The 24993-nt window shown below is 71.8% G+C and carries 23 protein-coding genes; 7 read left to right on the top strand and 16 right to left on the bottom strand.

Annotation, left to right across the window (positions count from 1 at the left end; all coding sequences use genetic code 11):
- Window positions 1–39 precede the first annotated feature (39 nt).
- A complete protein-coding gene (locus ACYQ1K_RS02500) occupies window positions 40–1890 on the top strand; it encodes a diguanylate cyclase (protein WP_459981099.1) in 1851 nt (616 codons plus the stop codon).
- Between the two features lie 196 nt (window positions 1891–2086).
- On the opposite strand, the gene ACYQ1K_RS02495 is transcribed toward ACYQ1K_RS02500, so the two are convergent.
- The 9 genes from ACYQ1K_RS02495 to ACYQ1K_RS02455 form a co-directional block, all read right to left on the bottom strand.
- The gene (locus ACYQ1K_RS02495) at window positions 2087–2428 is read right to left on the bottom strand and encodes a spore germination protein GerW family protein (RefSeq protein ID WP_459981096.1); all 342 of its coding nucleotides are present in this window, start codon (window positions 2426–2428) and stop codon (window positions 2087–2089) included.
- A gap of 98 nt (window positions 2429–2526) precedes the next feature.
- Window positions 2527–3630, bottom strand: a complete 1104-nt coding sequence (locus tag ACYQ1K_RS02490; protein WP_459981094.1) for an acyl-CoA dehydrogenase family protein — start codon at window positions 3628–3630, stop codon at window positions 2527–2529.
- Entirely contained in the window at window positions 3627–4814 is a 1188-nt protein-coding gene (locus ACYQ1K_RS02485) for an acyl-CoA dehydrogenase family protein (RefSeq protein WP_459981092.1), read from the bottom strand. Before ACYQ1K_RS02485 ends, ACYQ1K_RS02490 begins: the two co-directional genes overlap by 4 nt.
- Window positions 4811–6037: an acyl-CoA dehydrogenase family protein gene (locus ACYQ1K_RS02480; RefSeq protein WP_459981090.1), complete on the bottom strand. Its 1227-nt coding sequence runs from the start codon at window positions 6035–6037 to the stop codon at window positions 4811–4813. The genes ACYQ1K_RS02485 and ACYQ1K_RS02480 overlap by 4 nt, the downstream gene beginning before the upstream one ends.
- A gap of 3 nt (window positions 6038–6040) precedes the next feature.
- Complete coding sequence (locus tag ACYQ1K_RS02475) at window positions 6041–7075, bottom strand: phosphotransferase family protein (protein WP_459981088.1); 1035 nt, start codon at window positions 7073–7075, stop codon at window positions 6041–6043.
- Window positions 7068–7808: an HAD family hydrolase gene (locus ACYQ1K_RS02470; protein ID WP_459981086.1), complete on the bottom strand. Its 741-nt coding sequence runs from the start codon at window positions 7806–7808 to the stop codon at window positions 7068–7070. The genes ACYQ1K_RS02475 and ACYQ1K_RS02470 overlap by 8 nt, the downstream gene beginning before the upstream one ends.
- A complete protein-coding gene (locus tag ACYQ1K_RS02465) occupies window positions 7805–8806 on the bottom strand; it encodes an NADPH:quinone oxidoreductase family protein (protein WP_459981084.1) in 1002 nt (333 codons plus the stop codon). Before ACYQ1K_RS02465 ends, ACYQ1K_RS02470 begins: the two co-directional genes overlap by 4 nt.
- Window positions 8803–9648, bottom strand: coding sequence for an SDR family NAD(P)-dependent oxidoreductase (locus ACYQ1K_RS02460; protein ID WP_459981082.1), 846 nt, complete (start codon window positions 9646–9648; stop codon window positions 8803–8805). Before ACYQ1K_RS02460 ends, ACYQ1K_RS02465 begins: the two co-directional genes overlap by 4 nt.
- A 3-nt stretch (window positions 9649–9651) precedes the next feature.
- Window positions 9652–10407, bottom strand: coding sequence for an SDR family oxidoreductase (locus ACYQ1K_RS02455; protein ID WP_459981078.1), 756 nt, complete (start codon window positions 10405–10407; stop codon window positions 9652–9654).
- Window positions 10408–10570: 163 nt separating this feature from the next.
- Here ACYQ1K_RS02455 and ACYQ1K_RS02450 point away from each other — a divergent pair, with 163 nt between their 5' ends.
- Window positions 10571–11167 (top strand): TetR/AcrR family transcriptional regulator, encoded by a 597-nt coding sequence (locus ACYQ1K_RS02450; RefSeq protein WP_459981075.1) that lies wholly within the window; start codon window positions 10571–10573, stop codon window positions 11165–11167.
- A gap of 120 nt (window positions 11168–11287) precedes the next feature.
- Window positions 11288–13141: a zinc-dependent metalloprotease family protein gene (locus ACYQ1K_RS02445; protein WP_459981073.1), complete on the top strand. Its 1854-nt coding sequence runs from the start codon at window positions 11288–11290 to the stop codon at window positions 13139–13141.
- 66 nt (window positions 13142–13207) lie between these two features.
- Here the strand turns inward: ACYQ1K_RS02445 and ACYQ1K_RS02440 are convergent, their stop codons facing one another.
- The 6 genes from ACYQ1K_RS02440 to groES all read right to left on the bottom strand — a co-directional run bounded on the left by ACYQ1K_RS02440 (window position 13208) and on the right by groES (window position 19404).
- On the bottom strand, window positions 13208–14314 hold the full coding sequence (locus ACYQ1K_RS02440; RefSeq protein WP_459981071.1) for a GuaB3 family IMP dehydrogenase-related protein: 1107 nt from the start codon (window positions 14312–14314) through the stop codon (window positions 13208–13210).
- 90 nt (window positions 14315–14404) lie between these two features.
- Window positions 14405–14773, bottom strand: coding sequence for an RNA-binding S4 domain-containing protein (locus ACYQ1K_RS02435; RefSeq protein WP_459981067.1), 369 nt, complete (start codon window positions 14771–14773; stop codon window positions 14405–14407).
- Between the two features lie 3 nt (window positions 14774–14776).
- On the bottom strand, window positions 14777–16276 hold the full coding sequence (gene guaB / locus ACYQ1K_RS02430; protein WP_459981065.1) for an IMP dehydrogenase: 1500 nt from the start codon (window positions 16274–16276) through the stop codon (window positions 14777–14779).
- A gap of 48 nt (window positions 16277–16324) precedes the next feature.
- The gene (locus ACYQ1K_RS02425; protein ID WP_459981063.1) at window positions 16325–17227 is read right to left on the bottom strand and encodes a GNAT family N-acetyltransferase; all 903 of its coding nucleotides are present in this window, start codon (window positions 17225–17227) and stop codon (window positions 16325–16327) included.
- Between the two features lie 156 nt (window positions 17228–17383).
- The gene (groL, locus tag ACYQ1K_RS02420) at window positions 17384–19012 is read right to left on the bottom strand and encodes a chaperonin GroEL (protein ID WP_459981061.1); all 1629 of its coding nucleotides are present in this window, start codon (window positions 19010–19012) and stop codon (window positions 17384–17386) included.
- A 95-nt stretch (window positions 19013–19107) separates the two neighbouring features.
- The gene (gene groES / locus ACYQ1K_RS02415; protein WP_459981058.1) at window positions 19108–19404 is read right to left on the bottom strand and encodes a co-chaperone GroES; all 297 of its coding nucleotides are present in this window, start codon (window positions 19402–19404) and stop codon (window positions 19108–19110) included.
- Between the two features lie 269 nt (window positions 19405–19673).
- On the opposite strand from groES, the gene ACYQ1K_RS02410 reads away from it, so the two are divergent.
- The 4 genes from ACYQ1K_RS02410 to ACYQ1K_RS02395 all read left to right on the top strand — a co-directional run bounded on the left by ACYQ1K_RS02410 (window position 19674) and on the right by ACYQ1K_RS02395 (window position 23721).
- Window positions 19674–20885, top strand: coding sequence for a class I SAM-dependent methyltransferase (locus ACYQ1K_RS02410; RefSeq protein WP_459981056.1), 1212 nt, complete (start codon window positions 19674–19676; stop codon window positions 20883–20885).
- 47 nt (window positions 20886–20932) lie between these two features.
- Entirely contained in the window at window positions 20933–21847 is a 915-nt protein-coding gene (locus ACYQ1K_RS02405; RefSeq protein ID WP_459981054.1) for a hypothetical protein, read from the top strand.
- 102 nt (window positions 21848–21949) lie between these two features.
- Window positions 21950–22513, top strand: coding sequence for a SigE family RNA polymerase sigma factor (locus ACYQ1K_RS02400; RefSeq protein ID WP_459981052.1), 564 nt, complete (start codon window positions 21950–21952; stop codon window positions 22511–22513).
- Window positions 22510–23721, top strand: a complete 1212-nt coding sequence (locus ACYQ1K_RS02395) for a hypothetical protein (protein ID WP_459981050.1) — start codon at window positions 22510–22512, stop codon at window positions 23719–23721. The genes ACYQ1K_RS02400 and ACYQ1K_RS02395 overlap by 4 nt, the downstream gene beginning before the upstream one ends.
- Before the next feature lie 212 nt (window positions 23722–23933).
- Here the strand turns inward: ACYQ1K_RS02395 and tsaD are convergent, their stop codons facing one another.
- A complete protein-coding gene (tsaD, locus tag ACYQ1K_RS02390) occupies window positions 23934–24983 on the bottom strand; it encodes a tRNA (adenosine(37)-N6)-threonylcarbamoyltransferase complex transferase subunit TsaD (RefSeq protein WP_459981048.1) in 1050 nt (349 codons plus the stop codon).
- Window positions 24984–24993: the final 10 nt, after the last annotated feature.

Raw genomic sequence — 24993 nt, 5'->3', positions numbered from 1 at the left:
CCACGCGAGGCGACCATCGGAGAAAGGAAGGGCGTCGCTGTGAAGGGTGCCCGTTACTCGATCCGGATCAGCTGGCGCTTCGCCCTCGTGCTCGCTGTGCTGCTGCCGGCTCTGGTGGCGGTGACCGCGGCGGGCATCCATGGGCTGAACACCGGCCGCCAAGGCGCCCACTCGCTCTACGAGGACCATCTGCGGGGCACGCTCCAGGTCGCCCGTCTGGAGTCCGCCCTCCAAGAGGTGCACCGGGCCAGCCTCGAGCTTCTCCTCGAGGACGATGGCGCCCAGCGGCGTCGGCTGCGGACCGAGCTGATGGACGCCCTCATCCCCGCTGCCGAGCAGGCACTCGCCTCCGTCGACGCTCTGACCTCCTCAGATCATGGCGAGCGGTCAGCCATGCGGAGCATCAACACGAGCTGGGCGCGGTTCGTCGGCGTCCTGGCCGACCAGCTGCCCACCGCCACCGCTCCCGCCGCCCACGTCCACGTCGAGGACGAGATCAACGGCGAGTTCCACGGTGCCGTGACCGCGGCGCGGGCGATCACGACCCAGGAGACCCGCGAGGCCGACGTGGCCTACCAGGCAGCGCTGCGCGACTATGACCTCAGCATCGAGCTCATGCTCATGGCCGGGCTCGCCGGCCTGCTGTGCTCGATCGCCACGGTGATCTGGCTGATCCGGAGCGTTCTTCCCCGCACCCTGGAGTACTCGGCGTTCGCCACCCAGGTCGGTCGAGGCGACTACAGTCGCCGGCTGAGCGCCGAAGGCCGAGACGAGCTGGCTCAGCTCGGCCGCGCCCTGGACGACCTCGCTGATCGGCGCCAGGCCGAGGCGACCTACGACCAGAGGAAGCTCGAGCTGATCGACGCTCTGCAGCTCACGGAGAGCGAACCCGACGCCCATGGCCTCCTGCGCCGACACCTCGAACGCGTCATCCCCGGCAGCCGCGTCACGGTGCTCGATCTCAACGACAGCCAGGGTGCTCCCGGGCTGGTCTCGGCCTCGGGAGGCAGCACCGCGGCGGCCGGCATCGAGTCCGCGGACCCCGGCGCCTGCCTCGCCGCTCGCAAGGCGCGTCCGCACGAGGGCCGTGAGCTGGCCGGAGAGCTCGACCTGCTGCCGTGCCCGGTGTGCTCCCTGGCCGGAGAGCGAACCCTCTGCGAACCCTTGATCGTCCGCGGCGAAGTCATCGGCAGTGTCCTCACCGAGCATCCACAACCGTTGACCGAGACCGACCAGCGCGCCATCCGCGACGCGGTCACCCAGGCCGCGCCCGTGCTGGGGAACCTGCGCAACCTGGCCGGTGCCGAGATGCGAGCCGTGACCGACGGCCTCACCAACCTGCCCAACCGGCGCGCCATCTCCAGCGCCATGCAACGGATGGTGGCCCACAGCCTGCGGACCGGCACCGGACTGGCCGTGCTGATGTGCGACGTCGACCATTTCAAGCAGGTCAACGACCAGCACGGCCACGCTCGTGGCGATGACGTCCTTCGCAGCATCGGCAGCGTCCTGGCCGGCGCCTTGCGCACGATCGACTTCGCCGGGCGCTACGGCGGCGAGGAGTTCCTGGTCGTGCTCGCGGACGCCGACGCCGAGCAGGCCCGTGGCACGGCGGAGCGGATCCGCGCCGCGGTCTCAGCCATCCGACTGCCGGACTTCGACCGCCAGATCACCCTGAGCGTCGGCATCGCCGTGCTGCCCGACAACGGCCGGGACGCCAAGTCGCTTCAGGCAGCTGCGGACCATGCGCTCTACGCCGCCAAGAACAACGGTCGTGACCGGATCGAGGTCGCGCCCGAAGGTCACCCCGACCGCCTCGCACCGGTCACGGGGAACCAGCCGCTCGGACGTGAGGTCGTCCGCTTCCGCTCCCAGTCGCGCACGACCTGAGCGCGCCGCCGACGGCGCAGCTTGCCGGAGACGGATGCGCACGAGCAGACGATCGCCGTGAACTGGCCGACGGCCAGCGTGAGAGCCCACCAGCCCACCCGCAACTGGCCGGTCGCACGGTTCCGAGAGCCAGGCGCGTCAGGCCGAGGGCGAAGCGCAGGTTCTCATCCAGGCGATCCTTCAGTCCGGGCAGCCCCTACGTGTGACGGATCCGGGCTCGTGCGATTCCACCGCGGACGAGGAGGAACACCACCGCCACCACGCCGGCGATCGCGAACAAGCGGTTCGGGTCCACGGCGGGGACCCACTTCACCTCCCCACCCTTGATCACGAAGCTGCCGGCCGGGCGGCCGGCGAGGCCGAACCCGCCGCCCTCGCCCTCCTGACCCTTGTTGTCGTGCCCCATGCCTCCGCCGGCGCCTCCGCCGACCTGGGCGGCCGGGATCACGGTCACGCCGTCATGTTCGTAGGGCTCGCCGAAGATCCGCTTCACCGTGAGCGCCTCCTTGGCCGCGTTGAGTGCTTCGGTCGCCTGCATCGCCACGCTCCCTTCGCTGGCTCCGTCGTTCGTCCAGCCTCGCTCGACCGAGGGCGGACCGGAGGGGTCGAAGGTCACCGCGCCCCGGGTCGCCGGTCCTACATGACCAGGCCGACGAGCTCCGCGAGCCGTGCGCGATGGTGACCGGGCAGACCGAGGGCGAGCTGGTCGGCCTTGGCGCGCTTGAGGTAGAGGTGCGCCGGGTGCTCCCACGTCATGCCGATGCCCCCGTGGAGCTGGACGGCCTCCTCGGCGGCGAGCACCGCCACGTCGGAGCACCACGCCGCCGCGGTGTGGGTCGCGATGGCTGCCTCATCCCCGGACGGCTCCGCCGCGAGCACGGCTGCGGCGTACCGGGCCGCGGCTGTCGCGCCCTCGACGGCGGTGTAGAGGTCGGCGAGCCGGTGCTTGAGCGCCTGGAAGCCTCCGACGACCCGGCCGAACTGGCGCCGCTCCTGGAGGTAGGCGACCGTCGTCGCCAGGCACCACTGGGCGAGGCCGAGCTGCTCGGAGGCGAGGAGGGCGGTCCCGGCGAGGAGCCCGGCGCGTACGGCAGCCGCGGCGTCAGCCTCGACGGCGACGGCACCGGTGCCCGCATCGACCGTGACATCGGCCAGCTGCCGGCTCATGTCGAGCGAGACGACCGGCTCGATCCGGGCATCGGCGGCAGCCACCGCCCGCAGCTCCACTCCCCCAGCGCCCTCGGTCGGCACCAGCAGCACGTCGGCCTCGAGGGCGCCGGCGACGCTGCGGACGGTCCCGCGAACCGGGTCGAGGGGCACCGTGAAGCCCCCGGTCAGCGGCGCCACGAGCGCAGCGGTACGCCGCCCTGCCGCCAGGTCCGCCAGCAACGCGCGCCCGTCCTCCGTCGGCGCATGGGACACGGCCACCGCGGCGATCACGGAGCTGGTCAGGAACGGCACCGGGGCGACCGCCCGGCCCAGCTCCTCCAGCACGACGGCGGCCTCGCGGGTCGTCGCACCCGCGCCGCCGATCTCCTCGGACACGAGGAGGCCCGCGAGGCCCAGCTCGGTCGCCAGTCCTGCCCAGAGCGGCTCGACGAGCGAGCGGTCGCCGTCGTAGGCGGCGGCAACGCCGGTCGCAGGGCAGCGGTCGGCGAGGAACCCCGACACCGCTGCCCGCAGGTCGCGGTCGTCGGCGGTGTCCAGCAGCTCCAGCGCCTCGACGTCGACGGTCGTCATCGGGGCACCTCCTTCCACGGCACGTCCTTGTCGACGCGCGGCTCGGCCGGCAGGCCCAGGACGCGTTCGGCGACGATGTTGCGCAGGATCTCCGAGGTGCCTCCCTCGATGGAGTTCCCCTTCGCGCGCAGGTAGCGGTAGACGGCATCGCGTCCGGTGAAGTCGACCTCCTGCGGCCGACGCATCGTCCAGCCGGGCTCGCTGGAGTAGCGCAGCCCCTCCTCGCCTCGGATCTCCAGGTCGAGTCCGGTCAACTGCTGGTTGAGCCGGGCGAACGTCAGCTTCATCGTCGAGCCGGCAGGACCCGGCTGGCCGACGGCGAGCTGCTGTCGCAGCCGCTGCCCGGTGAGGCGAGCGACCTCCGACTCGACATAGAGCCGCATGAGGCGGTCGAGCAGCTCCGTCGTGTGCTGCTCCGGATGCTCGCGCCACGACTGCGCCACCACGCCGAGCATCCCGCCCTCGCGCGGCGCCGCATGACCGCCGATGGCGACGCGCTCGTTGTTGAGCGTGCCGTTGGCGACCCGCCAGCCGTCGCCCACAGCACCGACCCGCAGGGCGTCGGGGATCCGCATGTCGGTGAGGAAGACCTCGTTGAACTCGGCCTCTCCCGTGATCTGGCGCAGTGGACGAACGTCCACGCCCGGGTCCTTCATGTCCACCAGGAAGTAGGTGATCCCGCGGTGCTTCGGGACGTCCGGATCCGTCCTGGCGACAAGGATCGCGAAGTGGGCGTTGTGAGCGCCGGAGGTCCACACCTTCTGCCCGTTGACGACCCACGCGTCGCTGTCTGGCACGGCGCGGGTCGCGAGGCCGGCGAGGTCCGAGCCCGCGCCGGGCTCGGAGAAGAGCTGGCACCAGATCTCCTCCCCGCACCACAGCGGCTCGAGGAAGCGATGCTGCTGCTCCTCGCTGCCGTAGGCCAGCAGGGTCGGGGCGACCATCCCGAGCCCGATGCCGTTGGCGCGCGGGTTGTTGTCGGGCGCGCCCGCCTCCGCGAAGAGTGCGTCCACCATGGGCTGCAGGCCGCGCGGCAGGTCCAGGCCGCCGTGGCCGTGGGGAAAGTGCACCCAGGCCAGCCCGGCGGCGTAGCGGGCGTGCAGGAAGGCGCTGCGGTCGGTCGTGGCAGGCGGGTGCTCCGCGAGGAAGGCGGCGACCCGGTCTCGGAGCTCGGCGGGGGTCATCGGGCCGCCCGAGCCGCCTGACGGCCGAGCTCCGCCTTGGCCAGAGCGTTCTTGTGCACCTCGTCCGGGCCGTCGGCGAAGCGGAGGGTGCGGATGCCGGCGTACGCCGCCGCGAGGGGGAAGTCCTGCGAGAGCCCGCCCGCTCCGTGCACCTGGATCGCCTTGTCGAGGATCCACTGGACCGTCGTGGGCGTGGCGATCTTGATCGCTTGGATCTCGGTGTGCGCGCCGCGGTTGCCGACGGTGTCCATCAGCCAGGCGGTCTTGAGCACCAGCAGTCGCAGCTGCTCGACCCGGATGCGAGACTCGGCGATCCAGTCGCGGACGACGCCCTGGTCGGCGATCGGGCGGCCGAACGCGACCCGGCTCGACGCCCGCGCGCACATCAGCTCGATGGCCCGCTCCGCGACTCCGATGGAGCGCATGCAGTGATGGATGCGGCCAGGTCCCAGCCGGGCCTGGGCGATCGCGAAGCCTGAGCCCTCCTCGCCGATGAGGTTCTCGACCGGCACCCTGACATCGGTGAAGGTCAGCTCGGCGTGGCCGCCGTGGTCGTGGTCGTCGTACCCGAAGACGTGCATGCCCCGGTTGACCTCGAGACCGGGGACGTCGCGCGGGACGAGGATCATCGACTGCTGGCGATGCCGCTCGGCCGACGGGTCGGTCTTCCCCATCACGATGAAGATCGCGCAGTTCGGGTTCATCGCCCCGGTGATCCACCACTTGCGGCCGTTGAGCACATAGTGGTCGCCGTCCCGGACGATGCTGAGCTCGATGTTCGTGGCATCCGAGGAGGCGACGTCGGGCTCGGTCATCGCGAAGGCCGAGCGGATCTCGCCGGACAGCAACGGCTCCAGCCACTCCTTCCTCTGCGCGTCGCTGCCGAAGAGGTGAAGGACCTCCATGTTGCCGGTGTCGGGCGCGGCGCAGTTCATGGCCGCGGGCGCCAGGTGGCTGCGGCCGCTGATCTCGGCGAGGGGGGCGTACTGCAGGTTCGTCAGGCCGGCCCCGGCGTCGCCGGGGAGGAACAGGTTCCACAGACCCCGCCGGCGGGCCTCCTCGCGGAGCTCGGCGAGCAGGGGCACGGCGTCCCACGCCCACGGGTCGCCGGAGGTCGCGAGCTGCTCCCCGAAGACCGGCTCGGCCGGCTCGACGTGGGTGTGCAGGAAGTCGAGCAGCGTGTCGCGCAGCTCTTCGGTGCGTGCGTCGAACGAGAAGTCCATCTTTCAGCCTTCCTCGAGTGCGGCCAGGCCCGCCTCCAACAGCGGGTCGATCGCGTCTCCGATGGTGTCGAACCCCTCCCCGACCGTCTGGCCGAGCAGGTGGCGGTAGTGGATGCCCTCGAGGATGGCGGCGAGCTTGTACGCCGCCAGGCCGAGGTAGAAGCCGATCCGGCTCAGGTCGCGGTGGCTCGCCACGTCGTAGCGCGCGAGGATCTCCGACTCGGCGAGGAACCCGGGCGCGAGGCTGACGTCGCTCACCGCGTCGCCGCCGAAGGTGGCCAACCGTTGGTAGACCAACATGAGCGCCAGGTCCGTGAGCGGGTCGCCGAGCGTCGCCATCTCCCAGTCGATGACGGCGTTGATCTCGTCCGAACCGTTGTCGACCAACGCGTTGTCGAGCCGGTAGTCGCCGTGCACGATGCCAGCCGCACCGTCGTCGGGCACCGAGGCCGCCAGTCGAGCGTGCAGCTTGTCGGCCGCCGGCAGGTCACGGTGGTGGGAGGCGTCCATCTGCTTCTTCCATCGCCGCACCTGGCGGCCCAGGAAGCCCTCGGGGCGCCCGAAGTCGGCCAACCCGACGCTCGCCGGGTCCACCTCGTGGAGCGCGACCAGGGTGTCGACCAGGCGCTCGGAGATGGCCCGCGTGCGATCGGCGCCGAGCGCCTCGAGCTCGCCGCGGGTGCGGTACGGCGTGCCGGCGACCTTCGCCATCACGTAGAACGGCGCTCCGACCACGTCGGTGTCCTCGCACAGCCCGAACGTGACCGGCACGGGCACCGCGGTGTCGCGTAGCGCCGCCATCACGCGATGCTCACGCGCCATGTCGTGCGCCGTCGCCAGCACGTGGCCGAGCGGCGGCCGTCGCACGATCCACGCGCTCGACCCGTCCGAGACCTCGTAGGTGAGGTTGGACTTGCCGCCGCTGATGTGGCGCGCGGTCAGGTTGACCGTGCCGTCCGCGGACGGCGTCGCGCCGGGGACGTGTGCGGCGAACCACTCGCCGAGCCGCGCGAGCTCGAGACCGGGGACCTCAGTCATCGACGGCCTCCGTCTCCACCGGGGCGACCGGGGCGACCGGTGCGAGGCCGGGGACGAAGGCGGCGAGAGCTGCGCGGGTGCTCGCCGGGTCGGTGTGCAGCACCGTCCTCAGCCCGACGGCACGAGCACCGATCACGTTCGGCTCGGCGTCGTCGACGAAGACACTGCGCTCGGGCGCGACGCCGAGACCGTCCAGAGCCAGGTGGTAGATCTCGGGCTGGGGTTTGCGCAGGCCCACCTCGCCGGAGATGACGACGGTGTCGAACGCCTCCGCGATCCGCTCACGGGGGTAGGTGTTGCCCCAGCTGTTCGACAGCAGACCGGTGCGCAGTCCGAGCGAACGCAGGTCGGCGATGAGGTCGAACATCGCCGGCTCGACCCGCATCCCCGCGAAGAGACGCCCGATGATGCCCTCGGCCACGACCGGGTCGCCGTCGTGGCGCACCAGCTCGGCCGCCAGGAGGGCGCCGAACTCGTCCGCGGCGAGCTCACCGGTCTCGAGCCGGTGGATCGGCGTGCCGTCCGGTGCGTCCCGGGAGAGCCACGCCTTGAGGGTGCGGCTGAACGAGGCACGGTCGATGCCGTCCGCCTCGAGCCAGGCGCCGATCGAGTCGCCGACCGGCGTGGTCAGCACGCCGCCGAAGTCGAAGACCACTGCCTCGACGGGCGGCTCGGTTGACGTGGGCATCGCCGTCGGCATCCCGGTGGGCGTCGCGGTGGGCGTCGCGGTCACGGCGTGACCACCACCCGTCCGACCGTCACGCCGTCGGCGAGGCGCTGGATGCCGATGGCGCCCTCGTCGAGAGGCAGCCGCTCGCTCACGAGCGGGCGGACGAGGCCCTGGTCGGCGAGGTCGGTGAGCGCCTGGTGACACTCGCGCACCGCAGCCGGGTCCTGGGAGTTGTAGAGACCCCAGTGCAGGCCGAGGATCGAGTAGTTCTTGACGAGGGCGTGGTTCAGCGCGGCGGACTGGATCTCGCCGCCCGCGAACCCGACCACGAGGATGCGCCCCTCGAAGGCGATGCACTTGGTCGAGCGCTGGTAGGTCTCGCCGCCCACCGGGTCGTAGATGACGTCGGCACCGCGACCACCGGTCTGCTCCTTGACCACGCTGACCCAGTCCCCCGCTGCGCCGTCGGCATGACGGTCGACCACGACGTCGGCGCCCAGCGCGCGGGCCACCTCAGCCTTCGCCGAGCCGCCGACGACCCCGATCACCGTCGCACCGGCAGCCTTCCCGAGCTGCACCGCGGCGCTCCCGACTCCGCCGGCGGCGGCGTGCACGAGCAGCGTCTCCCCGGCCTGCAGACCGGCCCGGCGATGCAGGCCGAACCAGCCGGTCTGGTAGCCGATGTAGAGCGACGCCGCCTCAGCGTCGTCGAGAGAGGCCGGCGCGGGGAACGTCGTGGCGGCGTCCATGAGGGCCAGCTCGGCGAAGCCGCCGTACGGCAGCACGCCCGCACCGACCACCCGGTCGCCGACGGCGACTTCGGTGACCTCGTCGCCGACCGACACGACCTCGCCGCACAGCTCCACGCCGGGTGTGAAGGGCAGATCCGGCCGCACCTGGTAGAGACCTCGGCACATCAGGACGTCGGGGAAGTTCGCCGGCACGGCGAGCACCCTCACCACCAGTAGGCGGGGGCCCGGTGCCGGGTCCTCCACGTGCTCGAGCCTGAGCACCTTCGACGGCTCGCCGAGCTCTGCGGCCCGCCACGCCCTCATCGTCATCGGAGCACTCCTGTCTGATCGTCGGCTGCCTGCGCGCCGTCTGTCTGCTCGTCGAGGTGCTGCTGCACCCGGTTCATCCCGCTCAGCCACCGGTCCGTGTCGGCGGCCCGCGCCCGGTAGTAGGCACCCACCTCGGGGTGCGGGAGCACGAGGAACTCCTCGCCGGCGAGCGCCTCCCACGCAGCCTGCGCCACCTGCTCGGGGGTGAGCACCGAGTCGTGGCCGAGGATCTCCTTCAAGGGCCCAGCGTCCTCGTACATCCTGGTCCGCACGCCCTGCGGACAGATGGCCTGCACGACGACGCCGCGGTGGCGGTAGGTCGCCGAGAGCCATTCGGCGAAGGCGACCGCACCGTGCTTGGAGACCGAGTAGCTCGGACCGCCCAGCATCGTCAGGAGGCCGGCCGCAGAGGCCGTGACGACGAACCGTCCGGCCCCGCGCTCGAGCCAGTCCGGCACCAGCAGCCGGGCCGCGCGCACGTGGGCCATCACGTTGACCTCGAGCGCGGCGGCCCAGTCCTCCTCGGACGCCCCGAGCCCCTGACCACGCTCGACGCCGGCGTTGCCGAACCAGACGTCGATCGCGCCGAGTTCGGCACGGGCCGCGTCGACCAGCCGCCCGACGCCGTCGACCGAGGCCGCGTCGCCGCCGGCGGCGTACCCGCCGATCTCGGCGGCCACCGCCTCGGCCGCGCCGGCGTCGAGGTCGTTGACCACCACCCGTGCGCCTCCGCCGGCCATCCGGCGCGCCAGCGCCCGCCCGATGCCGTGCCCGGCACCGGTCACGACGACGCCCTTGCCGGCGAGGTCAGCACCCGTGTGAGGGCCTGTGGTCTCCGGCATCCCTCAGACGCCCCCGGCCAGCAGCAGTCCGCCGTCGACGACCAGCGCCTGGCCCGTCATCCACGCTGAGTCGTCGGAGAGGAGGAAGGCGACGACGGAGCCGACGTCGTCGGGCTGGCCGAGGCGCTTCAGCGCGTACGCCGAGGCGACCTCCTCCTCGCGGCCCTCATAGAGCGCAGTCGCGAACTTGGTCTTCACCACGGCCGGGGCGACGGCGTTGACGCGGATGCTCGGCCCGAGCTCGACGGCGAGCTCCTCGGTGAGATGGATGAGCATGGCCTTGGTGCCGCCGTACATCGCGATGCCCGGCGCCGGACGTAGCCCCGCTGCTGACGCCACGTTGACGATCGCGCCGCCGTGCTCGCCCATCCAGGCGCGGTGGGCCTGCTGGATCCAGCTGATCGGCGACAGGCAGTTGACGTCCACCATCTTGCGGGCGGCGGCCACGTCGATGCTCATCAGCGGGCCGTACGTCGGGTTGATGCCGGTGTTGTTCACCAGGAAGTCGAGGCTGCCGAACGTCTCGACCGCGGTCGCCACCGTCTCCGCCTGGTGCTCGGGGTCGTCGGCGTGACCCGCGACGAAGGCGGCATGCTCGGGCCCACCGAGCTCGGCGACGGCCTCCTCCAGAGCGTCCGGCTTGCGGGCCGTGATGACCACACGGGCGCCGTCGTCGACGAGTCGCTGCGCGATCGCGAGGCCGATGCCGCGGCTCGCTCCCGTCACGATCGCCGTCCTGCCCTCGAACCGACTGGCCACGCGGCCCTCCTGAAGTGTTGATGGGGTGAGTCGATGATGAAAGAGTGTGCGTGCTAGACGCTGACTAAGCGCTTGCTTATGATGCTGACAGTGCCGCATCATGCCGGTCCGGGTCAAGAGGTCCCGCCGCCTGGATCGGTCACACATCGAAGGAGGACTCCAGATGAGCGCGCTCGAGGGCTCCACGCGAGGCGACCAGGCTCGAGCCCGCCTGCTCGATGCCGCGGTCGAGGCGTTCGGCGCGAAGGGCTTCCACGGCACCACCACGCGCGACATCGCGACGGCGGCCGGCATGAGCCCGGCGGCGGTCTACGTGCACCACCGGTCCAAGGAGGAGCTGCTCTACGTCATCTCCCGCAACGGCCACCAGACGACGCTGGACATCGTCAGGGCGGCCGCCGCCTCGGCCTCCTCGCCGACGCTGCAGCTCGCGGCCGTGGCACGGGCGTTCGCGCGCCACCACGCCGAGGGCCACACGTGGGCACGGATCGTGAACTACGAGCTCGACTCGCTCTCCCCCGCCCACTTCGAGGAGATCCGCGCTCTCCGCATCGCCATCGAGCACGAGGTGCGCACGGTGATCGAGGCCGGCGCGTCCTCCGGCGAGTTCGACGTCGCGGACGTCGGCATGGCGACGACCGCCGTGCTGTCCCTCGGCATCGACGTCGCCCGCTGGTATCGCGAGGGCGGCCGGTGGAGCCCCGACGACGTCGGTGACCACTTGGCCGACGTCGCGCTGCGCATCGTCGGCGCGAGATGACACCGAATGACCACCTGACCAGAGGGTCCGGATGGCCCGGACGGGCCAGGTGACCACGATCCTGGGCACAATGTCCCGGTTCTCCTGCCGAACGGCCCAGGACGCGCTGAACATGGACACGTGCTCCCTCTCTCTCGGTGGTCGGCGCGCGCCCTCGTGGGGGCGATTGCGGGCCTTCTCCTCGCCCCCTGGTGGGTCTCCCCGCACGCCAGCGCGTCCACCGGCACGACGCCGGCCACGTGCTCCGACCCGGTGCTCTCGCGCCGGCAGCCGGCGGCGGTGGCGATGCCGGGCCTCTCCCAGACCCAGCGGCGCCACGTCGCCCGCCTCGGCCGCCTGAGCCTCGACGCCCTCCAGGACGTCTCACGACGCGGTCGCGCCGGGGACGACACGCTGTGGCTCGATCGTTGCGGTCGCAGCTTCTACAGCGACCCTGTGGCTCCGAAGGCGGCGGCCGCCACCGCGACCAGCAGCGCCACCACCGCCGCCACCGCGACCAGCAGCGCCACCGCCGCCAGCGCGACCGCCACCGCGACCACCTCCGGGCCGGCGGGTCCGCTTTCCAGCACGTTCGCACTCGCGTCGAATCCGACCTCCGCGCACACGATCTACCTCGACTTCGTCGGCGCGACCGTCACGGGGACCGCTTGGAACGACTCGGCGTACGGCGCTTCGGCCGCGACGTCCATCACGGCGCCGCCGTACAGCATGGACAGCTTGGTCGACACCGCCTTCAGCGCGGCCGAGCTGACCCAGATCCAGCGGGCATGGCTCGTCGTCGCCGAGGACTATGCGCCGTACGACGTGAACGTCACCACCCGCGACCCGGGCGTGGCGGCGTTGCAGCGCTCGAGTGCGGCCGACACGCAATACGGCGTCCGCGTGATCATCACCGCGCACGGGCCGATCTACAGCTACTGCACCTGCGGCGGCCTGGCGTACGTCGGCATCTACGGGGACCCGACGGCCAACGCCTACCAGCCGGCGTGGGTGTTCACCGACGGCACGCTGACCGACGGCGTCTCGCTGGCCCAGGCGGTCAGCCACGAGGTGGGACACACCTTGGGTCTGCATCACGACGGCACCAACGCCACGGCAGGAGACAACTACTACACCGGGTCGGGCGTCTGGGCGCCGATCATGGGCGCCTCCTACTACGCGCCGGTGACGCAGTGGTCGAAGGGCGAGTATCCGCTGGCCAACAACCCCGAGGACGACATCGCCGTCATCGGCCGCGTGCTGGGCGTCAAGCCCGACGACTTCGCCGACAGCGCGGTCGGCGCCCCGGTGCTGCCGGCGGCCGCCTCGAGCCGCCTGAACGGCGTGATCGGCACCCGCACCGACGTCGACGACTTCACCCTGACGACTGCCGAGGCGACGACGATCTCGGCGCAGCCGACCGGCTACCAGCCTGATCTCGACCTGTCGCTCACCCTCACGGACCTGGCCACCGGCCGGGTGGTCGCGAAGGTCGACCCCGCGGCCTCGAAGGGCACTGGTGTGGCCGCGAACGGGCTCGGCGCGCAGTACGCCCTGCCGGCCGGCCCCGCTCGGACCTACCTGATCAGCATCGACGGCGTCGGCAACGGGAGCCCCGGGGTGGCCGGGCACTACAGCGACTACGGATCCGAGGGTGCCTACTCGTTGACCGTCGCTCCGGGCCAGTCCCCGACGCTCGGCGTGATCAGCTCCCCTGTGGCGGCGCTGCGCTGGCAGAGCGTGAGCCTGCGCCGTGCGCGGGTCGGGCATGCCTACCGCGGGACACTCAGCGTCGGCGGCGGCGCCGGGGCACTGCACTGGACGGTCGCCGGCAAGCTGCCGCCGGGGATCCGGCTCTCGGTGCGCGACGCCGGTCGCCGTCTCGTCCTGGCCGGCACCGGACGTCGCACCGGCCGCTGGCGCGCCACGCTGCACGGCACCGACGGTGGCGGTCGCACGCTGAGCCGCTCGGTGACGATCGCGGTCCGACGTTGATCACGCGCGGGACGTCATACGCCCTGGCGCCTCGAACGACCAGGTCGTATGACGTCCCCGCCGGTCTCAGCCGACGACGACCTCGACGCGCTGGAAGCCCTTGAGGTCGGTGTATCCCGTCGTGGCCATGCTGCGCTTGAGCGCGCCGATGAGGTTCATCGTGCCGTCGGCGACGTGGCTCGGACCCAGCAGGATCTCCTCGAAGCTGCCGACGCTCTCGAACTCGACCCGCTGACCACGCGGCAACACCGCGTGGTGCGCCTCGGCGCCCCAGTGGAACCCCCGGCCGGGCGCGTCGGTCGCCCGCGCGAACGGGCTGCCGACCATGACGGCGTCGGCACCGCACGCGATGGCCTTCGCGATGTCGCCGGACTTGCCGATCGAGCCGTCGGCGATGACGTGGACATAGCGGCCGCCCGACTCGTCGAGGTAGTCGCGCCTCGCCGCAGCGACGTCGGCCACCGCGCTGGCCATCGGGACCGCCACGCCGAGGACCGTGCGGGTCGTGTGCGCCGCACCGCCGCCGAAGCCGACGAGGACGCCGGCGGCGCCGGTCCGCATCAGGTGCAGCGCGGCCTGGTGGGTCGCACAGCCGCCGACGACGACCGGCACGTCGAGCTCGTAGATGAACTCCTTGAGGTTGAGCGGCTCCGCCTGGCTGCTGACGTGCTCAGCGGAGACCGTGGTGCCCCGGATCACGAACAGGTCCACACCGGCGTCGGTCACCGTCTTCGCGAACTCCTTGGTCCGCTGGGGGCTGAGCGCGCCCGCCACCGTCACGCCCGCCGCGCGGATCTCGCGCAGCCGCTCGGTGATGAGCTCGGCCTTCACCGGCTCGGCGTAGATCTCCTGCAGCCGGCGGTTCGCGTCGGCGCCCCGAAGGTGCGCGACCTCCTCGAGGAGCGGCTCGGGGTCGGCGTAACGCGTCCAGATGCCCTCGAGGTTGAGGACCCCCAGACCGCCCAGCCGGCCCATCTGGATCGCGGTGGCCGGTGACATGACGGAGTCCATCGGCGCCGCGAGCACCGGCAGCTCGAAGCGGTAGGCGTCGATCTGCCAGTCGACGCTGACCTCCTCGGGGTCACGCGTCCTCCGGCTCGGCACGATCGCCACGTCGTCGAACGCATACGCGCGGCGCGCCCGCTTGGCCCGGCCGATCTCGATGTCAGTCACCCGGCGATTCTGACATCGGGTACGCCGCACCGCTGAATCCGACCGGCCCTGGGTGTGGGCGGCCCGCCCGCGTGCATGTTCGTCGAACAGTCAGCGGCCGAGCTCGCGCAGCCGGTCGAGCGCCCGCCGGTCGCGCTTGGTCGGACGGCCGGCGCCGCGCTCACGCACGAACACCGGCGCGGCGCGCTCCGCCTTGGGCGGGAGGGCAGGCGTGCGGTCGTCGTACGCCGCCTGGGCCACGGGCGCGCCGACCCGCTTCGCGAGCAGCTGCAGGACGACCACGATGTGCTCGCGGTCGGTGAAGACCCTGACCTCGTCGCCGACCTTCACCGTCTGCGACGGCTTGGCCCGGACGCCGTTGATCCGGATGTGCCCGGCCTTCGCGCCGGTGGTGGCCTGCGAGCGGCTCTTGTAGAGCCGCACCGCCCAGCACCAGGCGTCGACGCGGACGGCGTCCATGCCTCAGGAGCGGTAGTTGGGGGCTTCGGCGGTCATCTGCACGTCGTGCGGGTGGCTCTCCTTGAGCGAGGCGGAGGTGATCCGCATGAAGCGGCCCTTCTCCTGGAGCTCGGGGATCGTCCGCGCGCCGACGTAGAACATCGTCTGGTGCAGGCCTCCGACCAGCTGGTGGGCGACAGTGGCGAGCGAGCCCTTGTAGGGCACCTGACCCTCGATGCCCTCCGGCACGATCATGTCGTCGCTGGTGACCTCGGCCTGGAAGTAGCGGTCCTTGGAGTAGGACTTCTTCCCGCGGCTCGACATGGCACCCATGGAGCCCATCCCGCGGTAGGCCTTGTACTGCTTGCCGTTCAGCAGGATCAGCTCACCGGGGGTCTCCTCGGTGCCGGCCAGCATCGAGCCGAGCATGACGGTGTCGGCGCCGGCGACGATCGCCTTGCCGATCTCGCCGGAGTAGCGCAGGCCGCCGTCGGCGATGAGGGGGACGCCGGCCGGCTTGCAGGCGAGGCTGGCCTCGTAGACCGCGCTCACCTGTGGCACGCCGACGCCGGTCACGACGCGGGTCGTGCAGATCGAGCCCGGGCCGACGCCGACCTTCACGGCGTCGGCGCCCGCGTCGACGAAGCTCTGGGCGCCGTCCTTCGTCGCGACGTTGCCGCCGATGACCTGCACGTGACGGGTCGCGGGGTCGGTCTTGAGCCGCTTCAACATGTCGATGAGCAGTCGCACGTTGCCGTGCGCGGTGTCGGCGACGAGCACGTCGACGCCGGCGTCGATGAGCGTGGTGGCACGCTGCCAGGCGTCGCCGAAGTAGCCGATCGCCGCGCCGACGAGCAGGCGGCCCTGGGCGTCGTACGACGCGTCGGGGAACTGCTCCCCCTTCACGAAGTCCTTGACAGTGATGAGGCCGGTCAGCCGGCCGTCGCCGTCGACCAGCGGCAGCCGCTCCCGCTTGTGGCTGCGCAGGAGGGCGGTGGCGTCCTCGCGGGAGATGTCGGAGGGTCCGGTGATGAGCGGCATCGGCGTCATCACCTCGTCGACCTTCGTGGTCGCCCACTCCGCGACGGGGGTGAACCGTAGGTCGCGGTTGGTGATCATGCCGAGCAGCCGGTTGTCGGAGTCGACGACGGGGAAGCCGGAGATGCGGTACTCCCCGGCGAGCTTGTCGAGCTGCTCGAGCGTCGCGTCAGGACCGATGGTGACCGGGTTGGAGATGATCCCGGTCTGGGTGCGCTTGACGAGGTCGACCTGGTAGGCCTGGTCCTCGATCGAGAGGTTGCGGTGCAGCACGCCGATGCCGCCCTGGCGCGCCATCGCGATCGCCATGCGCGCCTCGGTGACGGTGTCCATCGCGGCCGAGATCAGCGGCGTCCTCAGCGACAGCTCGCGGGTCAGCCGGCTGGTGGTGTCGATGTCGCTCGGGGCGAGGTCGGAGTATCCCGGCAGGAGCAGGACGTCGTCGTAGGTGAGGCCCAGCGTCGCGAACTTCTCAGGGATCTCCATGACGAAATGTTACGGCCGCTGCCGTCGCGCACCCGAATCGGCGTCGGGTCACCGACCGAGTGGCTTGAGGGCCCCGACCGGGACCCGCACGGTGAGCCGGTCGGCCGCCATGCGGATCCTTCCGCGGAGCCCCGCACGGAGCACCAGGGGCAGCACCGCGGGGTTGTCGGCGCGGCTGGTGAGCAGGATCTCATCGGCGTCGAGCCCGTGCGCGACCCGCGCGGCGTCGAGGAGCAGCCTTGTGCCGATCCCACGACGCCGCGACGCGGGGTCCACGGAGAGGTCGACAGTGCGCACGCGCCCGCCGTGCGCGACGGTCTCCGGACCGATCGTGGCCACGCCGACGACGAGAGAGCCGACGTACGCCGTGACGGAGCCACCGTCGACGACATACTCCGGCGCCGCGTCGGAGCCGGAGCCTCGCGTGCTGGTGAGCCCGGACGGCAGCGGCTCGCGGAGCCGGCGGAGCACGTCGCTGACGAGGTTCGCCATGGCGGTCCCACGGGCACGCTCGGTGTCGGTGAAGGGCGCGGTCCGGTGCACCTGGACGAGCACGTCCCCCACGACCATGTCCATGGTGTCGTGGACGATCGTCGGATCGGCGGGCTCCGCCTCGGCGTCGAAGAGCCGGGCGACGACCTCCGGGAAGGCCATCGGGAACTCGAGGATCGTGCGCGCGGCCTTCACGTAGCGCGTCGGCTGGTCGTCGAGGGCCGCCTCGGTGCTCGGCTGTGCGACGACGCCCGCACCGCCGGCCTCGGCGACCAGCGCGGCGACGCGCTCCACGGTCCAGCCGTCGTCCGTGCTGAGCACCATCTCGTCGGTCACGCCGTCGAGACCGGGGAAGATCTGGAGACCGAGGATGTTCACGCCCGCCTCACCGCAGCTGCGGGCCAGCATGGCGAGCGTGCCTGGCTCGTCGGGCAGGGTCGCGCGCACTCTCCACAGCATGCGCGCAGTCTGGCGGCCGGATGTTGCTCCCGTGTTTCGCCGAGCAGACCCAGATGCCCGCCCCCGGAATGCCGAACGGGCCCAGATGTCCAGCTGATCTGAACATCTGGGCCCGTTCACCGAGCCTCGACCGGGCATCTGCGCCCGGTCGGCGGATCAGTGACCGTGGCCGTGCCCGTGGCCGTGGCCACCGGCGGCGGCCGGCTCCTCGTCCTGGGGCTTGTCGACGACCAGCGTCTCGGTCGTGAGCAGCATGCCCGCGATCGAGGTGGCGTTGACGAGCGCCGAGCGGGTCACCTTGACCGGGTCGATGACGCCCTGGGCGACGAGGTCGCCGTACTCGCCCGTGGCGGCGTTGTAGCCCTGGCCGACGCCGAGCTCGCGCACCTTCGTCGTGATGACATAGCCGTTCTCGCCACCGTTCTCGGCGATCCAGCGCAGCGGCTCGTCAGCGGCCTTGCGCACGATGCGCGCACCGACGGCCTCGTCACCGGTGAGACCGAGGTCCTTCTCCAGCACCGAGACGGCGTGGATGAGAGCGGAGCCACCGCCGGGGACGATGCCCTCCTCGATGGCGGCACGCGTCGCGGAGACAGCGTCCTCGATGCGGTGCTTCTTCTCCTTCAGCTCCACCTCGGTGTGGGCGCCGACCTTGATGACGCAGACGCCGCCGGCCAGCTTCGCGAGGCGCTCCTGGAGCTTCTCGCGGTCCCAGTCGGAGTCGGTCGACTCGATCTCGGACTTGATCTGGTTGACCCGGCCCTCGACCTCGGCCGAGTCACCGGCGCCGTCGACGATCGTCGTGTTGTCCTTGGTGATGACGACACGACGCGCCTGGCCGAGCACCTCGAGGCCGACCTGGTCGAGCTTGAGGCCGACCTCGGGGGCGACGACCTGACCACCGGTCAGGGTCGCGATGTCCTGCATCATCGCCTTGCGGCGGTCACCGAAGGCGGGGCTCTTCACCGCGACGGCGTTGAAGGTGCCGCGGATCTTGTTGACGACGAGCGTCGAGAGCGCCTCGCCGTCGACGTCCTCGGCGAGGATGAAGAGCGGCTTGCCGGCGGCGATGACCTTCTCCAGCAGGGGCAGCAGCTCCTGGATCGAGGAGATCTTGCCCTGGTGCAGGAGGATGTAGGGGTCGTCGAGGACGGCCTCCATGCGCTCCGGGTCGGTGACGAAGTACGCCGAGATGTAGCCCTTGTCGAACTGCATGCCCTCGGTGAACTCGAGCTCGGTGCCCGTGGTGTTGGACTCCTCGACGGTGATGACGCCGTCCTTGCCGACCTTGTCGAACGCGTCGGCGAGCAGGTCGCCGATGAGGCTGTCGCGGCTGGAGATGGTCGCGACCGCGGCCATGTCCTCCTTGCTGTCGACGTCGCGCGAGGCGGCGTGCAGCGCGTCGCTCACCGCGGCGGCCGCGGCGTCCATGCCCCGCTTGAGGCTCATCGGGTTGGCGCCGGCGGCGACAGCCCGAAGGCCCTCGTGGACCATCGCCTGCGCGAGCACGGTCGCGGTGGTGGTGCCGTCACCGGCGACGTCGTTGGTCTTGGTGGCGACCTCCTTCGTCAGCTGGGCGCCCAGGTTCTCGAACGGGTCGTCGAGCTCGACCTCACGGGCGACGGTGACGCCGTCGTTGGTGATGGTCGGCGCGCCCCACTTCTTGTCGAGGACGACGTAGCGGCCCTTCGGGCCCAGGGTCACCTTGACGGCGTTGGCGAGGGCGTCGACGCCACGCTCGAGGGCGCGTCGGGCGTGCTCGTCAAACTCCAGGATCTTCGGCATGACTCTCCTTTGAGATCAGGAAGCAGTCCGGGACGTCATACGGACGGTGCAACCAGTTGCTCCGTCCGCATGACGTCCCGCAACGGCTGAGTGGATCAGGACTCCACGACGGCGAGGATGTCCCGCGCCGAGAGGATCAGGAACTCGTCGCCGCCGTACTTGACCTCGGTGCCGCCGTACTTGCTGTAGATGACCTTGTCGCCGACCTTGACGTCGAGCGGGACGCGGTTGCCGTTGTCGTCGATGCGACCGGGGCCGACCGCCAGGACCTCGCCCTCCTGGGGCTTCTCCTTGGCGGTGTCCGGGATGACCAGGCCAGAGGCGGTGGTCTGCTCAGCCTCGACCTGCTTGATGACGATGCGGTCCTCGAGAGGCTTGATGTTGATCGACACGGTGTCGACCTCCCCTTTCAGTTTCGGCAGCGCCTGAGTTCGGCCGAGCCGGGTGGCTGAGCCATCTCGACAGTGCACTGCTCGATGGGCGGATCAATATTGACGTCTTCGCCTGCATGGCTGGGCGCCGTCGCGGGGGTCGCCGTCACCGGCAGGCAGTTGGCACACTCACGTCGAGAGTGCCAGATGAGACGTTAGCACTCAGGTCGCGTGAGTGCTAGGGACCCGGGTGCCGAGTCGGTCGAAGCACGTCCTGAGAGAATCTGCGGATGGAGCTCGACGCCTTCACGTGGCTGCTCACCGCACCCGGGCAGGAGCTCCTCGAGCGGGCCACCCAGCTGCGCGGCGAGGACCCGCTGCGGGCTCAGACGATCCTCCGCCGAGAGGCACCGGGCGCGGAGCCGGCGTACGTCGCCGCCGCCCTCACCCAGGCCCAGCTGCGGGCGAAGGCCGTCGCCAAGTTCGGTCCCGACGCCGAGCGGATGTACTTCACCCCCGACGGCCTCGAGCAGGCGACCCGCCGCGCGGTCGCCGAGCATCGCGCGGCCCGGTTGGCGGCGTACGGCACCCGGACCCTGATCGACCTCGGCTGCGGCATCGGAGGCGACCTCATCGCCGCCTCGCGCGCCGGGCTGATCGTCGCCGGCGTGGACCTCGACCCCGAGCGGGTCGCGGTCGCCGAGGGCAATCTGGCCGCGCTCGGCCTCGCCGGCGCCGTCCAGGTCGCCGACGCGACGACCGTGGACCATGCGGCGTTCGAGGTGGCCTTCGCGGACCCGGCGCGACGTGGGGCACGAGGGCGAGCCCTGCGAGGGTGGGACACCGATGCCGAGGGGTGGACACCGCCCTGGTCCTTCGTCCAGACGCTCCTGACCCGTGAAGCGTGCGTCAAGGTCGCGCCCGGCATCCCCCACGAGCTGGTCCCGGACGGCGTCGAGGCGGAGTGGGTGAGCGACCACGGCGACGTCAAGGAGGCCGCCCTGTGGGCGGGGGGCCTCGCGACCGTACGCCGCCGGGCCACCGTCATCGGCGACGGCGGCCTGGCCACGCTGACTGATGAGGACGCTCCCGCCGCGGACGCGGCCCCCAGCATGGAGCGCGCCGTCGGCCGGTTCCTCTACGAGCCCGACGGCGCCGTGATCCGCGCCGGACTCGTCACCGCGGTCGCGGCAGGGGTCGGCGGGGGCCTGCTCGACGAGCACATCGCCTACGTGACCTCCGACGAGGCGTTCCGCACCCCGTTCGCCAGCGGCTACGAGGTGGTGGAGGAGCTGCCCTACCGCGAGCGTGCCCTGCGGGCGGCGCTGCGCGAGCGCGGCGTGGGTCGGCTGACCATCAAGAAGCGCGGCGTCGCCGTCGTCCCCGAGCAGCTGCGTCGCGCACTCTCCCTTCAGGGCCCGAATGAGGCGACAATCGTGATGACACGGGTCGCCGGCGAGGGAGCCTGCCTGCTGGTGAGGCCCCTGCGGGAGGCACGCTGAGAGGCACGGAGAGAAGCACGACGACACACTGAGACAAGCCAGAGCCGATGACCGAGGAGCAGCTCGTCCTGGGACGCCCGCCACGCCCGCCGAGGCGAGGGCGCTGGGGCGGTCGTGCGCCGCGTCTCGTCCTGGCGTCCGCGCTTCTCGTGCTCGTCGGGTGGGCGCTGTGGCACGCCATCCTCGACCAGCCGGGCGCCACGCCGCACCCCTCCTCGACTCCGACGCCGTCCCTGCCGAGGGGCGGGGAGAGCGGCTACGTGGCCCACGAGCCGCCCGCCGTTCCCTACCTCCGGTCGGGCACCCTCGTCCCGCCCGACGGTGAGCCCCGCGGGATCCCCGACGGCTCCTGGACCGGCTTCAGCCTTCTCGCCGACGGTCGAGTCGTGCTGGTGCAGGACGGCAGCGTGGTCGTGCTCGGCCCTGGAACGCAGCGCCACGGCTATCCCGCCGTCGGCGACCTGTCCGCGCGGCCCGACGGCACGGCCGTGGCGTGGACCGGCGGCGACGGACACCTGCTCCGGCTCCGGACCGGCCGGGCGGAGCCCGAGCGCGTGGTCGGCGCCCGCCAGCTGAGGCCGGCGTGTCGTGGGATCCGGGTCGACGGCACCGCCTCAGCGGGCTGGGCGACCTGCGACCGGGACGGTCATCTGCTCAGCCCCGATGGCACCTACTTCGCCTCGATCGGGTCCGTCTCGGTGACGCTGGCGCCGCGCGCCGACATCACCGCCGGAGCCTCCGTCGCCTTCCTCGGCAGCATCGTCGACGCCGCGTGGGAGGACCCCTACCATCTGCTGGTCGTCATCGGGATCGCCGACGAGCTGCACCTCGAGCGGATCGGCGTCGGAGGGGAGTCTGAGGACCTCCTCGTGCTCCATGGCATCAACGACCGCCGGAGCCCGCCCTTGGTGCTTCCGGTGACCGCCGGCCCGAGCGGCACCACGATCACGATGCAACCCTGAGGGGCCGGTTCGCGTCCTGTTCTCGACAAGCACGACGCCGAAGCGGGCCCGCCCGTCGCGTCGGCCGCGAGATCCGTCGGTTCGGAGCAGCAGGAGGACACCATGGACCCCACGGCACTGGCCCACGGGATCGACCGGGGAGGAGGCAGGCGCTTGGCCGCTGACACGCGGGATGCCGACTTCGCGGCATACATGCGAGCCCGCCAGCCTGCGCTCCTGCGCACGGCCTACCTCCTGACCGGCGATGCGCACACCGCCGAGGACGTCGTCTCGACGGCGTTGGCCAAGCTCTACCTCGCCTGGGACAAGGTCCGTGAGCGTGAGTCGGTCGACGGCTACGTGCGGCGGATCATCGCGAACGAGACGACCTCCCTGTGGCGACGCCCGTGGCGACGGAGGGAGGTCGCCGCCGACGTGCTGCCCGACCGCGGACGCGCCGACAGCTACGACGACGGGCGTGCGGCGCTGCTGTGGCGGGCGGTGTCCTCGCTGCCCCCGCGCCAGCGAGCCGTCATCGTGCTGCGCTACTACGAGGAGCTCACAGAGGCCGAGATCGCCGACGTGCTCGGCATCTCCCCCGGCACCGTGAAGTCCCAGGCCAGCCGCGCGCTGGCCACCCTCCGCACGAACAACCCGACCCTCGCCTCAGGGCTGGAGGAGCGATGAACGCCATCAAGGACGCGCTCAGCAAGATCGCAGACGCCGGCGCTCCAGCACCGATCGGGCTCGACCAGGTACGCGGTCGGGCGCGGCAGATCCGCCGCCGCCGCGCGGCGACCGCCATCCTGGGCTCGGCTGCGGCCGTCGCGGCGATCGCCGGGCTCGGTGTGGCCGTGATGCCGTCCGGCTCGAACGACGACAGCCGCCCACCGATCGCCAAGACCCCGACCGCGCCGGTCTCGCCGACGCAGCCGACGCAGCCGGCCGGTGCGGACGAGGTGGGCCCGGTCCACCACGTGCGGCTCGACGTGGCCGCCGAGCAGACGTTCGGCGACGAGGCGCATGTGCCGTACTGGTCGGACGGCGCCATCATCGACGTCGACGGCACCGCCACGCCGCTTCGGGACCGGCCGTTCACGTTCGCGAAGGACCCCGAGAAGGGTGGCTGGGCCGTGGTGCGGCCGGGCGAGGCGCACGCCGAGCTGCTGCGGGTCAAGGCTGACGGTGCTGTCACCGACGGCCCCGTCCCGACCTTCCCCGAGGGTCTCGCGGTCGGCCCGCAAGGGCAGGTCGCCACGCTCTCCGACGCGGGTGCCGGCTGGTCGATGACATCCGGTGGCCGGAGCGTCTCGCTCGGCCGGAGCCTGGAGTGGGCGGCCATCGACGGCTTCGACCCGAACGGCGACGTCGTCGTGACGGTCGACGGCGCCGTGAAGGTCGTGGACGTCTTCTCCGGCGCCGTGACCGATCTGCACGGCGCCACGGCGGCCGTGCCCTCCGCCGTCCTGCCGCTGACCGCGATCGGCAAGGACGACGGCACCTGGCAGCTGGAGGACCGCAGCGGCGACGTGCGATGGAGCCTCGACTGGGCCGGTGTGAGCTCCTTCAGCCCCAACGGCAGGTACGTCGCGCTGACCGGTGACCGCGATCATCGCATCCCGGGCAGCGTCGACTGGGACAGCGAGCACGCGACGGGCACCATCTGGATCCGCACGTCGACCGACCTGCTGCCGGTCGCCGCCTTCACGGCGCCCGACAACGGCTACTTCGGTGGCTGGACCTGGGACGGCGACACCCTGCTCGCGACCGTCTACAGCCGCGACAGCGGACAGTGGTCGCTCGTGCGCCTCTCCGCCGACGGGTTCACCGTCGGCCGGGCCACCGGCAAGCCGGGCGGCGGGGAGGAGCCGGCGTACGTCTTCGCCGCGCAGTAGGCCGCGCCCGGCCCCGCCCCGGGCCCCGGGACGTCCGACGGGGTGGCTGCCTCGGCGACCAGGTCGCAGGACGTCCGCCCGACCCCGGGACGTCATGCGGGGTGGCTGCCTCGGCGACCAGGTCGCAGGACGTCCGCCCGACCCCGGGACGTCATGCGGGGTGGCTGCCTCGGCGACCAGCCCGCATGACGTCCGCCCGAACCGCGGGTCGGTCAGACGAGGACCTCGGTGATCGGCTGCGAGGAGTCGGCCGGCAGGTCGAGAGCCGAAGGGGTGCGCCCGCGGGCCACCATCTCGGCGCCGAGGGCCGCCACCATGGCGCCGTTGTCGGTGCACAGCTGGGGTCGGGGCACGCGCACGCGGATGCCCAGCCTGGCGGCGCGCTCCTCGGCCAGGACCCGCAGGCGGGAGTTCGCCGCGACGCCACCACCGATGACCAGGTCCTCGATGCTCTCCGACGAGGCTGCGTCGAGCGCCTTCCTGACCAGCACGTCGCAGACCGCCTCCTGGAACGACGCGGCGACGTCGGCCACGGGCACGGGCTCGCCGGACCGCTCGCGCGCCTCGACCCACCGGGCCACGGCGGTCTTCAGGCCGGAGAAGGAGAAGTCGAAGCGGTGGCGCTCCAGGTCGTGCCGGGCGGTGAGACCGCGCGGGAAGTCGATCGCGACCGACGACCCGGAGCGAGCCTCCCGGTCGATGACCGGGCCGCCGGGGAAGCCGAGCCCCAGCAGCCGGGCGACCTTGTCGAAGGCCTCCCCTGCCGCGTCGTCGATGGTGGCGCCCATCGGGTCGACGCCGGTCGTCACGTCGGTGACCCGCAGGAGCGAGGAGTGGCCACCGCTGACCAGCATGGCGATCGCCGGCTCGGGCAGCGGGCCGTGCTCGAGCTGGTCGACCGCGACGTGCGCGGCCAGGTGGTTGACGCCGTAGATCGGCTTCCCGAGCGCGAAGGCCAGCGCCTTGGCGGCGGCGACGCCGACGAGGAGGGCCCCGGCGAGACCGGGGCCGCTGGTGACGGCGATCGCATCGACGTCGTACGGCTTGATGCCCGCCGTCTCGCACGCCCGGTCGATCGTCGGGACCATCGCCTCCAGGTGTGCGCGGGACGCCACCTCCGGCACAACGCCACCGAAGCGGGCGTGCTCGTCGACGCTGCTCGCGATGGCGTCGGCGAGCAGCTCATGGCCGCGGACGATGCCGACGCCCGTCTCGTCACAGGAGGTCTCGATGCCGAGGACGAGGGGGGCGTCGGCGGTCATGGAGCCCATT

The organism is Nocardioides sp. AN3, assembly GCF_054653495.1.
The sequence above is the reverse complement of the archived record's forward strand: the minus strand, read 5'-3'. Positions and strand labels throughout refer to the sequence as shown.

What these genes read in the sequence shown, in the direction of transcription:
- ACYQ1K_RS02495 (WP_459981096.1), bottom strand. Translation starts at nt 2,428, where the DNA reads ATGCAGGCGACCGAAGCACTCAACGCGGCCAAGGAGGCGCTCACGGTG.
- ACYQ1K_RS02490 (WP_459981094.1), bottom strand. Translation starts at nt 3,630, where the DNA reads ATGACGACCGTCGACGTCGAGGCGCTGGAGCTGCTGGACACCGCCGAC.
- ACYQ1K_RS02485 (WP_459981092.1), bottom strand. Translation starts at nt 4,814, where the DNA reads ATGACCCCCGCCGAGCTCCGAGACCGGGTCGCCGCCTTCCTCGCGGAG.
- ACYQ1K_RS02480 (WP_459981090.1), bottom strand. Translation starts at nt 6,037, where the DNA reads ATGGACTTCTCGTTCGACGCACGCACCGAAGAGCTGCGCGACACGCTG.
- ACYQ1K_RS02475 (WP_459981088.1), bottom strand. Translation starts at nt 7,075, where the DNA reads ATGACTGAGGTCCCCGGTCTCGAGCTCGCGCGGCTCGGCGAGTGGTTC.
- ACYQ1K_RS02465 (WP_459981084.1), bottom strand. Translation starts at nt 8,806, where the DNA reads ATGACGATGAGGGCGTGGCGGGCCGCAGAGCTCGGCGAGCCGTCGAAG.
- ACYQ1K_RS02460 (WP_459981082.1), bottom strand. Translation starts at nt 9,648, where the DNA reads ATGCCGGAGACCACAGGCCCTCACACGGGTGCTGACCTCGCCGGCAAG.
- ACYQ1K_RS02450 (WP_459981075.1), top strand. Translation starts at nt 10,571, where the DNA reads ATGAGCGCGCTCGAGGGCTCCACGCGAGGCGACCAGGCTCGAGCCCGC.
- ACYQ1K_RS02435 (WP_459981067.1), bottom strand. Translation starts at nt 14,773, where the DNA reads ATGGACGCCGTCCGCGTCGACGCCTGGTGCTGGGCGGTGCGGCTCTAC.
- guaB (WP_459981065.1), bottom strand. Translation starts at nt 16,276, where the DNA reads ATGGAGATCCCTGAGAAGTTCGCGACGCTGGGCCTCACCTACGACGAC.
- ACYQ1K_RS02425 (WP_459981063.1), bottom strand. Translation starts at nt 17,227, where the DNA reads ATGCTGTGGAGAGTGCGCGCGACCCTGCCCGACGAGCCAGGCACGCTC.
- groL (WP_459981061.1), bottom strand. Translation starts at nt 19,012, where the DNA reads ATGCCGAAGATCCTGGAGTTTGACGAGCACGCCCGACGCGCCCTCGAG.
- ACYQ1K_RS02410 (WP_459981056.1), top strand. Translation starts at nt 19,674, where the DNA reads ATGGAGCTCGACGCCTTCACGTGGCTGCTCACCGCACCCGGGCAGGAG.
- ACYQ1K_RS02405 (WP_459981054.1), top strand. Translation starts at nt 20,933, where the DNA reads ATGACCGAGGAGCAGCTCGTCCTGGGACGCCCGCCACGCCCGCCGAGG.
- ACYQ1K_RS02400 (WP_459981052.1), top strand. Translation starts at nt 21,950, where the DNA reads ATGGACCCCACGGCACTGGCCCACGGGATCGACCGGGGAGGAGGCAGG.
- ACYQ1K_RS02395 (WP_459981050.1), top strand. Translation starts at nt 22,510, where the DNA reads ATGAACGCCATCAAGGACGCGCTCAGCAAGATCGCAGACGCCGGCGCT.
- tsaD (WP_459981048.1), bottom strand. Translation starts at nt 24,983, where the DNA reads ATGACCGCCGACGCCCCCCTCGTCCTCGGCATCGAGACCTCCTGTGAC.